Below are 13,074 nucleotides of genomic sequence, written 5' to 3'. Positions count from 1 at the left end.
CGGTCGTGGCGTCCGGCGCGGCTACCGCATCGAACCGATAGACACCTCTCGTGCGTCAGCAAAGCCCCCAGCCGAGTGTTCTCAAGAATGAGCAGCTGACCGCGACGAGGTCCGGCGGTGACTCCTGGGTCGCCCACAGTGTGACCAGCGCTACGACCACCGATACGACGGAAACCCAAATCGCAACGCGCTGAACTCGGCGTGAATCGAGCGACGCACCAAGGGACGCAACGGTACTCAGCACCTCCCGGTATTCCGCATCGAACTCGACCAGCTCGCGAGCAAGACGCCTTTGAACCTTCCGTTCTTGCACATTAAGGTTGACGGGCTTGAAAGGCTTGCGGCCCTCCTCCTTATCCCGCTCCTTGAACCATGCTGTGTAGTCGAGATAGAAGACCGGCTCGCGATCTCTCCACCGTCGACGGTTGTATAGCTTGATGTCCTCCTCAAGCGTCGCGAGATCGAGGCTCGTGGTGAGAGTGCGTATACGAAGCCGTTTCAGGTCTCGACTGCTTGTACCACCGTGAAGCTCACGAGCGTTGTCGTGAGCGATAGACGCCTTGCCGCGTAGAAGGCGAAGAAACGCCGTGAGGCCAGACCTGGCCATGAAGTCGGTCGATCGAGAACCTACGAAGTAGCCGGCAGATTCGACTCCCGAGTGCCCGGTCCCTGACGTGATGCGGGCTGCCGCGTCGCGATTGCCCCATAGCGACCAGACATTCTCCGAAATATCTGGTGCCCAGTCTCGAGCGACAGGCTCCTGCAGGAGTAGCCCTGGCAACTCTTCACTAGTCACTCGATACGGGACGTGATCTTGCAGTCCCATTGCGCGCAATGCATCGTTCTCACGGTGAGAGGGTCGCGCATCGTCGTCCATGTGGTCAGCGACGTTGAAGAAGATGACGTCGAAGAGGGGTTGAGGATGGCGAGCGCTTGCGAAAGCTCCGGGTAGCGTACGACTCATCCAACGGCGGAGCTCGCGATGCACCTCGCTGCGAGCACGTTGTGTGCGGTAGTGCAGAACGGCTTTCGGCGGTTGCGAAACCGTCATTTGACCCTTCCTCCTGATCACGTCGTGCTGATGAGGTGCCCGCAGTTGTTCGTTGAGTCGGGCGGACACGGACTCGTCAAGCGAGAACCCGGCCACGACGGCGGTTACCCCTTTGCCGATCGACACGCCTATCAAGCTGATGCTCTTGACGCCAGCAGGCAGCTTTGCCCGCTGCGCATCGATGGACGTGTATTCGGCCGACCTCGATGTCAGCTCCGCCATCCGCCACCATGTCCGACCGTCGCCGCGGCGTGACGAGGTGACCGTCTCTGTTCCGCCAGGGTCCATGCCAAGGAACCGAGCACCGTCCCAACCAGACCGTCGAATCGCCTTGTGTAGCTCCCGAACACCGCTTGCCGTGAAGTACTCAACGAGCGATGCGTATGGCATCGTCACGCCCTCCCCGGAAGGCAGCTCTATCTTGTCGAAACGATAGAGATCGTTATCACCGCGCCGTTCGCGCGTGTGGTGCGTTTGATACAGCAAGTTTGATATCTCGCGAATCTTCACGCGCCAACGAGCTGGAATCCACGGGTCCACGTTTGAACGCTGAAGACTGCGTAGCACGAGATACGGCAGGTCATACCAGCGGAATCCTTTGCCGATATCGCGAATCGCTGTCTCACTGTTGGGCTCGTCAGTGACGTCTTCGATCTCGGTGGACGCGGACGCCAGCGGTCGTGCTTCTGGCGGGCCTTGTGGCCGTTGCGCTCTCCGTGCCGTCATGCTCTATCCGAATCTCTCAGTCACCGACCTTCCCATATTGCAACGCGCGCTCCATCGGGTGTCACCTCAACACAGCGTGAGAGTGCATGAAGCGCGTTCCGCAGTCGCGTCGATGTACTCGCGCCGCGCGACGCTCGTACGCTGCCTCACCGCAGCCATCGTCATACCCCACGGTACGAAACCACCCACAGAGTGCCCCGGACTGACGGGCGGGGCCGGGTTGCGCACCTGACCGTCGAGCACACGTCCCGTGAACAGTCAGGAGCACCCATCGTGATCGACATCGACCCCAACAGCTCGGGTCTTCCCGGTATCGAGCAACTGCGCATCATCGTCGGCGCGGTGATGACCGTGGGCCTGATCCTCTCCGTCCTCGCCCTGATCGTCTCGGCGATCGTGTGGGGCTTCGGCGCCAACTCCTCCAACCCGCACCTCGCCTCCCGCGGGAAGGTCGGCGTCCTCGTGTCGTGTGGGGCGGCGATCATCTGCGGCGCCGCGGTGACGCTCATCAACTTCTTCTGGGGCGTCGGGCAGGCCGTCTGATGACCACCCGAGCAAGGCGCCATCCGTGGAGGTGGGTGCGGTGAGCATCTGCGATGTCCCGGTCATCTCCTCCGTCTGCGACGCGGTCGGGGAGAGCACCGCGTCGTTGATCGCGGCCCCGTTCGACTGGCTCGGCCAGGCGATGGCCGGCGCTGCCGCGTGGCTGTTCGAGGCGGTGTGGTGGGTCTTCGACACCACCACCCTCGTCGATGTCACCAGCCCGGAGTACATCGGTGTCTACAACGTCCTGTTTGGCGTGGCGATCTTCGTGATGCTCGTGTTCTTCTGCTTGCAACTCATCACCGGCCTCATCCACCGCGACCCCACCGCGCTCAGTCGTGCCGCCCTCGGCCTCGCCAAGAGCGTGCTCGGCAGCTTCCTGGTCATCACGCTCACCGCGCTGCTGCTGGAAGTGACCGACCAGCTCGCGGTCGGCATCGTGCAGGCCACCGGGAACACGATGGAAGGGATGGGGACCCAGATCGGGCTCCTCGCCACGGGACTTGCCGGGATCAACATCGCCGCACCCGGTGTCGGCGCGATCCTGACCATCTTCCTCGCCGGCCTCGCCATCAGTGCGGCTGCGATCGTGTGGTTCTCCCTGCTGATCCGCAAGGCGCTCCTGCTGGTCGCGATCGTGTTCGGACCCATCGCCCTCGCTGGAGCGACGTGGGATGCCACCAAGGGCTGGTTCGCCAAGTGGGCGGCATTCGTGATCGCCCTGATCTTCTCCAAGCTCGTCCTGGTGGTGATCTTCCTCGTCGCCATAGGCCAGGTGTCCGCCCCCATCGAGGCCGACCTCGCCTCGATCAGCGACCCGATCGCGGGGGTGGTGCTGATGTTCATCGCCGCGTTCGCCCCCTACATCACCTACAAGTTCCTGTCCTTCGTCGGCTTCGATATGTACCACGCCATGTCCAGCGAGCAGGAGGCGAAGTCGGCGCTGAACCGGCCCGTCCCCGTCCCGTCCGCCCCGCAGGGCGACACCGCCAAGAAAGTCCTCGACGGCGGCAGCAACTCCGGCACCAGCGGCAGCAGTGCCGGTGGCGGTGGGGCGGCTCCAAAGGGTGCCGCTGGCTCGACGGCCAGCGCGGGAACGACAGGGACCGCCGCAGGCACAACCGCCACATCCGGCGGGGCAAGCGCCGGAGCCGGCGCGGGTGCGGGGGCCGGTGCTGCGGGGGCTGGTGCGGCGGTCGGTCCGGTCGGTGCGGCCGTGGTCGTCGGGGGCGAAGTCGTCAAGGGCGCCGCGACGGCCGGGCCGAAGGCCGGGAGCGCAGTCGGCGGGGCCGCCGAGGGCCACGCCGGGGCAGCAGCGGAGCAGGCCGCCACGCCGCCGGTCCCGCCCGCCACCGCGAACCCCGCCCCGACCGCTCCGCCGTCCGTCCCGTCGTCGGGGTCGGCCCCGCGCCGCGCACAGCCGACCCCGCCGCCGTCGACCAAGCCTGCGAAACCCGGGAAGGAGTGACCCCTAATGGCCACCACGACACATGCCGATTACCCGCTCGCTCCGGTGCAGTTCTCCCGGCTCACCCGCCGCGGCATCTTGCTGGGCCTGTCGCTGCCGCAACTGATCGTCCTCGGCATCGCGATCCTCGCCGTCGTCGCCTCCCTCTACACGGCAGGCGGCATGGGTCTGGCCTGGACCTCCCCGGTCTGGGCGGGCGCTGCCCTGCTCGCGGTCATCCCCGCCGGCGGTCGGAAGCTGATCGAGTGGGTGCCGATCCTTGCCCGCTGGACGCTACGGACCTATCTCGGGCAACTCATCCACCGCCGCCGGATCATCAAGCCGCGCCCAGCCGGAACCCTCGCCCTGCCAGGGGATGCCGCGGCCCTGCGGGAGTGGGAGGACCCGGAGACCGGGGCGGGCATGATCCACGACCCCCACGCCCAGACGTTGACGGTCATCCTCGGCGTCTCCCATCCCGCGTTCGTGCTCCTGGACCCCGGCGAGCAGCAGCGCCGCGTGTCCGGGTGGGGGCGCGTGCTGGCCGCCGCGTGCCGGTCCGGACGGATCGCCCGGATTCAGGTGTCCGAGCGCACCCTGCCCGACTCCGGCACGGGGCTGGCGGAGTGGTGGCGCACGCACGGCACCGACGACGGCTCCTGGGCCTCCACCACCTACGCCGAGCTCATCGACCGGGCCGGTCCCGCCGGGGAACGTCACGCCACCACCATCAGCCTCGCCCTGGACATGAAAGCGGCCGCCCGGCAGATCAGGACCGCAGGCGGCGGGATACGCGGCGCCGCAGCGGTGCTGCGGCAGGAGATGACCACGCTCACGACGGTGCTGCGGGCCGCCGAGCTCACCTCGACCGGGTGGCTCACGCCGGGCGAGGTCGCCGTCATCCTCCGCTCCGCCTACGACCCGGCCGCCGCTCCCGCCCTGGAACGCCACGGGACCCTGGGCCGCGACCTCGCCACCGCCGGCCCGGTCGCGGTCACCGAGACCTGGGAACGGCTGCGGTCGGATTCCGCGCACCATGCGGTGCTGTGGATCACCGAATGGCCCCGCTCCCAGGTGTATCCGGGCTTCCTCGCCCCGCTCGTGCTCACCGGCGGCATCCTGCGCACCCTCGCCCTGCACTACACACCCGTCCGCGCCGACCAGGCCGCCCGCGACCTGCGGAAGAAGAAGACCGAACTCATCAGCGACCAAGCGCAGCGCCGCAAGATCGGGCAGATCGAAGACGCAGGCGCATCCGCCGAGCTGGACGACGTGCTCCAGCAGGAAGCCGACCTGACCGCCGGGCACGGCGTCCTGCGCGTCACCGGCCTCATCAGCATCTCCGCACCCACCGTCGATGAGCTCGACGCCGCAGTCGCCGCGGTCGAGCAGTCCGCGATCCAAGCGTCCTGCGAAACCCGCCGCCTCGTCGGCCAGCAAGCCCAAGCCTTCGCCGCCGCCGCGCTGCCGCTGTGCCGAAACGTCTGACCACCCCCACCATCCGACCGCACTTGCGAGGAGTTCTCCGATCATGCCGACCTTCACCCATCCCGTAGACGACGCCGCCGAAGCATCCCAGGCACTGCGGGGACTCGCCCACGCGACCCGCACGTTCACCGACCCGGCCGACACCTACCCGGTGCTCGGTGATCTGCTGGCGGGCGTGCGGTCGCTGCGGCAGGTGCTCGACCAGCTCGCCGCCGCCCATATCGGCGGGCGGTCCCGCGCGCACGACGACGCCGGCAACCAGACCGCTGGGGCGACCGCGGCGCTGGCGGCGGCCGACGAGCTGCACCAGGCCGGCACCCTGCTGGATGCGGTGCATGACCGCGTGGACGCCGCGATGGGCCAGTCCGGGCGGATCGCCTGGCACCCCGCACCGGAACCGCTCGACACGTCCGGTGGTCTGCTGGCGACGGTGCAGGCCGGGGAGCTGACGTTGACGGTGTGGCCGGATGCCCCCTTGGGTGAGCACCAGCGGTACGCGTACCGCATCGAGCACACCGCCACCGGGCAGAGCTTCGAAGGGCGGGACCTGTTCACCGGGACCGGAGCGCCGGTGTCCCCGGCGCGGGCGCTGCGGGAGCTCGCGGTGTTCCTGTCCGCCGCCGGCGAGTCCCGCCAGTACGCCCTCGATCACCCCGGCGACCACACCGACCACGACGGGGCGTTCCCCGAATGGGTGGCCGACGCCGCCCGCCGGAACCCGGACAGCCTGGTCGAGTTGATCGACCACGACCCCGACCTGCCCGACACAGCGGGCCGCCGGTGGGTGAGTGTCGTGTTCCTCCAAGGGGAGGACGCGGATCGGGTGCTCGACATCATCGACCGTGACGGCACGGACGCCGCGATCGACCACCTCACCGGGCATGACTTCGGGGAGGAGACGACCCAGGCCGCGCTCGAGAACGGGTACGTCTACGACACGCCCCCTGTGGGAACCCTGGACCGCACCGCGACCCGCGGCGCCTACACCCTCACCTACAGTCCCTTCCTCAGCCACGTCTCCCTGCTGCGTGCTCACGACGCTGCCCCAGACCCGCAGTTACACACCGCCCCCACGCTGGCCACCGAGCTCACGTCGGCGTCGGTGTCGGCCGTGGGCACGGTGGAGCGTGCATCGGCGCGGGCGCGGCGATCCGAGGGGAAGGACTGGTTCGCCCGCCGGCCGGGCGCGTCCGTGTCACAGGGGCGGGGGCTGGCGCTGTGAGCGGGCAGGAGGAGGGCCGGCTGCATACGGCGGTGCTGGTCGGCCCGGAAGGCGAACGCCGCCGGCACCGCAAGGCCCGCAGGCAGGCCGCGACACGGATCGAGACCACCGCCCGCGAGACCCAGAAGGCGCAGGCGAAAGCCCGCTGGCAGGCCGAGCAGGCTGAGAAACGCGCCACCACCTACCTGCCCGCCGCCGGCGAGGCGGGACCGGCGGCGCTACGGACGCCGGGCCGGTTCCGGCTCCCCAAGCACCAAGACACGTCCGCGACCCTCGCCGGCCAGTACCCGTTCCTCGCCGAAGGCGGCCTCGGCAGCCAGGGGGTGTTCGTCGGCCAGGACCTCTACTCCGGCGGGTCGTTCGTGTACGACCCGTGGGTGCTCTACCAGCGCGGGCTGATCACCGCGCCCAACCTCGTCCTGGCCGGGATCGTCGGCTCGGGTAAGTCGTCGCTGGCGAAGTCCCTGTACACCCGCTCCCTCCCGTTCGGGCGCCGCGTGTATGTCCCCGGCGACCCGAAAGGCGAGCACACCGCCGTTGCCGAAGCGGTCGGCGGACGCGCGATCGTCCTCGGCCACGGCCTGTCGAACCGGCTCAACCCGCTCGATGAGGGCCACCGGCCTTCTGCTGTGTCGGACGCGGAGTGGGCGATGCAGGTCGCCTCCCGCCGCCGCGACCTGATCGGCGCTCTCGCGGAGACCGTGCTGGACCGGCCGCTGTCACCGTTGGAGCACACCGCGATCGACCTCGCCCTGAGGGACGCCGTGAGGTCGGCGGAGGTGCCGATCCTGCCGATGGTCGTCGACCGCATCCTGGCCCCCAACCCCGCAGACGACGAGGACGGGCGCCTCGCCGAAGACGGCCGCCTCGTCGGTCACGCGCTGCGCCGACTCGTCGCCGGGGACCTCCAAGGCCTCTTCGACGGGCCTTCGACGGTCCGGTTCGACCCGTCCCTGCCGATGGTGTCCCTGGACCTGTCGAGGGTGGCGGAGAACGCCACGCTCATTTCCGTGCTGATGACGTGTTCCTCGGCGTGGATGGAGTCGGCGCTGTCGGACCCGGACGGCGGCCAGCGGTGGGTGATCTACGACGAAGCCTGGCGACTCATGCAATACTCCGCCCTGCTGCGGCGCATGGATGCGCAGTGGCGGCTCGCGAGGCATTTCGGGATCGCGAACATGCTGATCTTCCACAAGCTCACCGACCTCGACAACGTCGGCGACCAAGGTTCCGCCATGCGCGCCCTCGCCTCGTCGCTGTTGGCGAACGCGGAGACCAGGATCATCTACCGGCAAGAGCCCGACCAGCTCGGCGCGACCGCCCATGCGCTCGGGCTGACCGGCACGGAGCAGAAGCTGCTCCCCGGGCTCGGCACGGGGCAGGGCCTGTGGCGGATTAAGGACAGGTCGTTCGTCGTGCAGCACCAGCTCCACCCCGCCGAGCTCGCCGCCTTCGACACCACTGGACGCATGACCCAAAAAGGCCGCGAGCTCAGGAATCTCGACGGTTCTTCGGGAATCTCGAACGATCGGCAGGAATCCTGATGGCCCGCCCACGCTACAAGCGCACCACCCCTGACATCGCCCGTGAGAGCGAGACACCGCCGGTCCCGGTCGTGCTCCCGCAGGCGGTCATCACCGTCGCGCCCGCCGGGACCATCACGGTCACCGGGGACGGGGACCCGGTGGGGCCGGAGCCGTTCGCTCCGGCGTGGCGGCGGGAAGACTTCGCCCGCGTGCTCGACCAGCTCACCGACACGCACCGTTCGGCGGTGCGTGTCGAGGTCCGTGAGGCGGACGGAACCGTGTTCACCGACATCATCACCCCCGGCACCCGCCGCCGCCGTCCCGTACCAGAACCCGCACCGGAACGCCCCGCACCGCAGGTGATCCCGGAGCTGGTCGTGCTGCACGGGGAGGGGTTCGTGCCTGGTGAGGATGTCGCCGTGGCGGTGGTGATCGCGCACGGGGATGCCGCGCCGGACGGCACCATGCGCGCCCTGCTCACCGCCGAGCAGGCCGGCGCAAGTCCGACCCGCGAAGTGATCCTGCTCGGCCGCGTCTCCGGCACCCTCACGATCGGGCACCCCGGATGAGCACCCCCAAACCTGCCGGGTCCCTCGGGGACGAGCTCAGCAACCTCGGCATCGGCATCCTCATCTCAGCTGCGATCCTCGCCGGTATCCTCCGCGCCGCCGGGTCCGTCGCCGCATGGATCACCGGCACCACCCAACCCGCCGGCGGTGTCGAGACCGGCCTGGGCGTGCTGCTGAACCCCGCCGACCCGGCCACCGCACTCGACGCCCCAGGGCTGAGCGCGGTCGCATACTGGATCACCGCGACCGTCCTCATCCTCGCCGCCAGCGCGGCCGGGTGGTGGGTGTGGCGGGCCGTGCGGGATCACGGCCGGCAGGTGAAGACCGACCCGTACCGGATCGCCGGGATCGCCACCCGCACCGAGGTCGCACGCGCCGCATCCGAGAAGGCACTGCTACGCCGCGCCGGGCACCTGCGCCCCTCCCTGGACACGCCGCAACCCGCAGACGTCGGCTACCGGATCGGCACCTCCCGCGGGCACGGGGTATGGGCCTCGGTAGAGGACTCGATCCTCCTGCTCGGCCCGCCCCGATCCGGCAAAGGCGCCCATATCGTCATCAACGCCATCCTCGACGCGCCCGGCGCGGTGGTGACTACCAGCACTCGCCCGGACAACCTCACCGCGACCCTCCGCGCCCGCCAACGCACGGGCGGGCCGGTGGCGGTGTTCGACCCGCAGCACCTCGCCGAAGGCGTCCCCGCCGGGCTGCGCTGGTCACCGATCCGCGGATGCGAGGACCCGCTGACGGCGATGATCCGCGCCACCGGGCTCGCCGCCGGCACCGGCCTATCTGCTGGTGGTGTCGAAGGCGGCGGATTCTGGGAAGGCAAGACCCGCACCGCCCTCCAAGCCCTCCTGCACGCCGCCGCCCTCGATCACCGTCCGCCGGGCGAGCTGTTCCGATGGACCCTCGACCCGTCCGCCGCCGCCGATGCGGTGGCGATCCTGACCGCGAACCCGCAGGCCGCTGTCGGGTGGGCGGAGTCGTTGCAGGCGATGATCGACTCCGACCCCCGCACCCGCGACTCCATCTGGCAAGGCGTCTCCCTCGCCCTGGCCGCCCTCGCCGACCCGCGCGTCCTCGACGCCGTATCCCCTCGCGAGGGCGAGGACTTCGACCCCGAAGCGTTCCTCCGCGCCAAAGGCACCCTCTACCTGCTCGCCACCGGCGCCGGAGCCAACAACAGCGCGGCGCTGGTCGCGGCGTTCGTGGAAGACCTCGTGGAAGCCGCCCGCCGCATCGCCGCCACCAGCCCCGGCGCCCGCCTCGACCCGCCCTTGCTGCTCGCGCTGGACGAGGTCGGCAACCTCGCCCCCTTGCCGTCGTTGCCGACGCTGATGGCCGAAGGCGGCGGCACCGGGATCACCACGATGCCAGTGCTCCAGTCGCTGGCCCAAGCGCGGGAGAAGTGGTCCGAGAACGCGGCCGGAGCGATCTGGGACGCTTCCATCGTCAAGATCATCCTCGGTGGCGCGTCGAACTCCAAAGACCTCCACGACCTGACCACGCTCATCGGGGAGCGTGACGAGGTGACCGACTCCACCACGATCGGCGACCACGGCTCCCGCACCGCGCAACGCTCCATCCGGCGGGTGCCGATCATGCCACCCGACGCGATCCGAACCCTCCCGTTCGGCACCGCCCTCGTCCTGCTCCGATCCGCCCCGCCCATCGTCACCAGGCTCCGCACCTGGAGCCAGCGGTCCGACGCGGCCAGGCTGCGCTCGGACCGGACAGAGGTCGAGACGCTGCTGCAACAGCGACCGTAGGGACGGGTGCGCGCACCTTCCTGGCAAGGAGACCCCGCCGTGGGGTCGTCGAGTCAAGGAGGGCAGTCGTCATGGCGATCCGCACGCAGGAATCGTTCTCAGGGTTCATCGCCTCAGACCCACAGCTCAGCCGCACGAACAAGGGTGAGGCGAGGTTCTACGCCCGGGTCGGGCAGGAGCACTACCGGCGGGAGCCGGATGGGTCGTTCACCGAGCTGGAGACCACGTTTCACGACCTCGTGGCCTACCGGGCCACCGCCGAGCGTGCGCACGACCGGTTCGCGAAGGGCGACAGCTTCGTCGCCGAGGGCTACACGCACCCGTTCGAGTACGAGCGCGACGCGCAGACCGTTCAGGGTGAGGAGTTCGTCGCCAAGAAGATCGGTCACGACACCGCCCGCACCAGCTACGACGTCGACCGCAGTCCCCGCGCCAGCCGTGCCGCCGCGGGGCAGGAGGCTCCGGCTCCGGCCGCGTCTCGGGCAACCGCGAGCTATGAGGAGCCGCGCCGGCCGTCCCCGTCCACAGCGCCGGCACTCGGACTGTGACCGAGGAGACCATGATGGCCGAAGTCGATGACGTCCCGGAGGCGGACGAGCCCGAGCCCGCCCCGCTGCACGATGACGCCGATGAGGAGGTCACGGATGCGGAGGAAGAACTGCTCGCAGAGCCGCCGCATCCAGTGAATTGGAACCTCCTCACCGCCGAGGAAGCCGCCGGCGAGTGGGTCGAGCTCGACAAGTGGGTGACCTGGCTGCGCCACACCTATGGGCTCCCCGCGAGCGTGATCCCGCCGTTCTGGCACCGCCATCCCGAGCTGCTGTGGGAGCTCAGCGCCCTGCATCTGCACTGGCTGTGCGCATACGACCCCGAGGAGAACGGGTCGGCACCCAACGGATGGCACAGGGACTTCGCCGATGCCCGCCAACGCCTGCGCGACTGGGTCGCCGCCTGCGGCACCCGCCTGGACCGCGACCGACCCACCCGGCAGACCGCGTGGCCGGGCGAGACGCCCACCGAGACGATCGAAGACACCGTGATCCCGGACCGGGCTGGGGACTTCCGCGCGTTCGTGAAGGCGGATGTCGCCCGTCGGCAGGCCGCCGAGGACGCCTTCTACGCCAGCCTCGGCGCCGACCCTACGACCGGCGAGGTGCATGGCGATGACGAGCCCGCCCAGTGATCGCGGCATCGGCACGTTCGAGCCACTGTGGTGCCCCAAGGAGGCATCCGAGTTTCTGACCGTCTCCCAAGCCACACTGTCTCGGTGGCGGCGGGAGAAGGTCGGTCCGCCGTTCGTGCAGGTCGGCGGCGTCTACAGGTACAACCCCGTCACCGTCCGTGCCTGGGTGCGCGAGCAGGAGACCGCTCATGGCTGACCCCCGCAACCGCCGAATGCCGCCGGTCGGCGTAGGTCTCACCACCGATGTCGAACGCCGCAGCGAGGGATTCCGCGCCCGAGTACGGTGGACCGACCCATCCACGAAGAAGCGCGTCGGCCGGGTCAGCCATGTTCGCACAATGGAGGAGGTCGAGGAGTTCTTCGACCAGATGCGCAAGGCCACCGAGACCGGCACCGACTCCACCGTCACCCTCACCGCCTACGCTGCATCAATCGGCGACCGCTGGCAGCGCGGTCTGGATCCCACATCCACCGCCGAGCTCTACGACACCGGGCTCCGGCTGCGGGTGCTGCCCGCGCTTGGACACGTGCGGGTCGCGAAGATCACCGCGGGGATGATCGACCGCACCATCGACGGCTGGGAGGCCGAGCACTCCGCGTCCACGATCAAGAACTCCATCGCCCCGCTGGTGCGCGTCCTGGACGAAGCCGTCCGCGACGACATCATCTCGATCAACCCCGCCAAGCACCGCGCCCGCCGCAACCTCGGCAAGCACGTCACCCACACCACCGGGGCACTGCGCCAATACGCACTCCCGGACCTCGCCACGCTGCGCAAACTCGCCGACGCCTGCGGGCAGGTGCACCAGTCATACTCCGATCACGTCATGCTCGCCGCGCTCCTCGCTGCCCGCGGCTCCGAGGTCGCCGGCCTCCGGGCGGGAGACGTGGACTGGGACAACCAGATCGTGTGGATCAGACGACAGCACTACCCCGGCCGAGGCGGCCTCGTCATCAAGCAGACCAAAGGCCGCCGAGACCGCCCAGTGCCTATGCTCGACGCCCTCGAATCCGTCCTGGAACGTCTCACCGCCGACAAACAGCCCGACGACCCGCTCCTGCGTGGACCCCGCGGCGGTGTTCTGACCACCGCGACCGTGCGTGACGCAACCCAGTGGGACGACCTCGTGAAGCGCCTCGGGTTCGGCACTCTCACCCGTCACGGGCTGCGGCACACCGGGGCGACCTGGATGGCCGACGCCGGCATCGCCCTGCACGTGCTCCAGGAGATCCTCGGGCACCAGTCGATCGAGAGCACCAAGGGCTACCTCCACCCCGACCACCGGCACCTCGCCGAAGCCGCCAGGCAGGCCAACCAGTTCCTCTCCGTAGCCCCCGCGAGGAAGGACGCCAGCCGCCGCGACGGACCCCGTCTATGAGCACCCAGAATCTACGCTCCGACCCTCCAGACAGGGGCCGGAGCAGCCGCCTGCCCGCAGATTGGTGCACCTCGCGGGCACTTTTTGGTCCACTCCGGCAACGTCGGCGTCAAACACGAGTGGTCCACTTCACCGGCGGGCAGATCAGCCGTATCGGCCGAGTGGACC

General features: G+C 69.3%; 12 protein-coding genes. 11 read left to right on the top strand and 1 reads right to left on the bottom strand.

All coding sequences use genetic code 11. The annotated features are described in order from the left end of the window. Nucleotides 1-55: 55 nt before the first annotated feature. Nucleotides 56-1,777 carry a hypothetical protein gene (locus ACESK8_RS01570; protein ID WP_347125363.1) on the bottom strand — a complete coding sequence of 574 codons (1,722 nt, stop codon included), beginning with the start codon at nucleotides 1,775-1,777 and terminating at the stop codon, nucleotides 56-58. 273 nt (nucleotides 1,778-2,050) lie between these two features. Here ACESK8_RS01570 and ACESK8_RS01565 point away from each other — a divergent pair, with 273 nt between their 5' ends. From ACESK8_RS01565 to ACESK8_RS01515, 11 genes are all read left to right on the top strand, one after another. Further along, nucleotides 2,051-2,320, top strand: coding sequence for a DUF6112 family protein (locus ACESK8_RS01565; RefSeq protein ID WP_062764860.1), 270 nt, complete (start codon nucleotides 2,051-2,053; stop codon nucleotides 2,318-2,320). Nucleotides 2,321-2,360: 40 nt separating this feature from the next. Beyond that, nucleotides 2,361-3,788, top strand: a complete 1,428-nt coding sequence (locus ACESK8_RS01560) for a conjugal transfer protein TrbL (RefSeq protein ID WP_347125362.1) — start codon at nucleotides 2,361-2,363, stop codon at nucleotides 3,786-3,788. A gap of 6 nt (nucleotides 3,789-3,794) precedes the next feature. Then, complete coding sequence (locus tag ACESK8_RS01555; protein ID WP_347125360.1) at nucleotides 3,795-5,255, top strand: SCO6880 family protein; 1,461 nt, start codon at nucleotides 3,795-3,797, stop codon at nucleotides 5,253-5,255. A 43-nt stretch (nucleotides 5,256-5,298) separates the two neighbouring features. Beyond that, the gene (locus ACESK8_RS01550) at nucleotides 5,299-6,477 is read left to right on the top strand and encodes a hypothetical protein (protein WP_347125358.1); all 1,179 of its coding nucleotides are present in this window, start codon (nucleotides 5,299-5,301) and stop codon (nucleotides 6,475-6,477) included. After that, nucleotides 6,474-8,021 carry an ATP-binding protein gene (locus tag ACESK8_RS01545; RefSeq protein ID WP_347125357.1) on the top strand — a complete coding sequence of 516 codons (1,548 nt, stop codon included), beginning with the start codon at nucleotides 6,474-6,476 and terminating at the stop codon, nucleotides 8,019-8,021. Before ACESK8_RS01550 ends, ACESK8_RS01545 begins: the two co-directional genes overlap by 4 nt. Continuing rightward, a complete protein-coding gene (locus ACESK8_RS01540) occupies nucleotides 8,021-8,572 on the top strand; it encodes a hypothetical protein (protein WP_347125355.1) in 552 nt (183 codons plus the stop codon). The genes ACESK8_RS01545 and ACESK8_RS01540 overlap by 1 nt, the downstream gene beginning before the upstream one ends. Beyond that, nucleotides 8,569-10,344 (top strand): type IV secretory system conjugative DNA transfer family protein, encoded by a 1,776-nt coding sequence (locus ACESK8_RS01535; protein WP_372967006.1) that lies wholly within the window; start codon nucleotides 8,569-8,571, stop codon nucleotides 10,342-10,344. Before ACESK8_RS01540 ends, ACESK8_RS01535 begins: the two co-directional genes overlap by 4 nt. A gap of 71 nt (nucleotides 10,345-10,415) precedes the next feature. Further along, on the top strand, nucleotides 10,416-10,892 hold the full coding sequence (locus ACESK8_RS01530; RefSeq protein WP_347125352.1) for a single-stranded DNA-binding protein: 477 nt from the start codon (nucleotides 10,416-10,418) through the stop codon (nucleotides 10,890-10,892). Nucleotides 10,893-10,906: 14 nt separating this feature from the next. Then, nucleotides 10,907-11,527 (top strand): hypothetical protein, encoded by a 621-nt coding sequence (locus ACESK8_RS01525; protein ID WP_372967005.1) that lies wholly within the window; start codon nucleotides 10,907-10,909, stop codon nucleotides 11,525-11,527. Further along, complete coding sequence (locus tag ACESK8_RS01520) at nucleotides 11,508-11,723, top strand: helix-turn-helix domain-containing protein (RefSeq protein WP_347125348.1); 216 nt, start codon at nucleotides 11,508-11,510, stop codon at nucleotides 11,721-11,723. Before ACESK8_RS01525 ends, ACESK8_RS01520 begins: the two co-directional genes overlap by 20 nt. Further along, nucleotides 11,716-12,906 carry a tyrosine-type recombinase/integrase gene (locus tag ACESK8_RS01515; RefSeq protein ID WP_372967004.1) on the top strand — a complete coding sequence of 397 codons (1,191 nt, stop codon included), beginning with the start codon at nucleotides 11,716-11,718 and terminating at the stop codon, nucleotides 12,904-12,906. The genes ACESK8_RS01520 and ACESK8_RS01515 overlap by 8 nt, the downstream gene beginning before the upstream one ends. Nucleotides 12,907-13,074 lie beyond the last annotated feature (168 nt).

It is taken from the genome of Microbacterium sp. (genome assembly GCF_041641055.1).
In the GTDB taxonomy this organism is placed as follows: Bacteria; Actinomycetota; Actinomycetes; order Actinomycetales; family Microbacteriaceae; genus Microbacterium.
The sequence above is the reverse complement of the archived record's forward strand: the minus strand, read 5'-3'. Positions and strand labels throughout refer to the sequence as shown.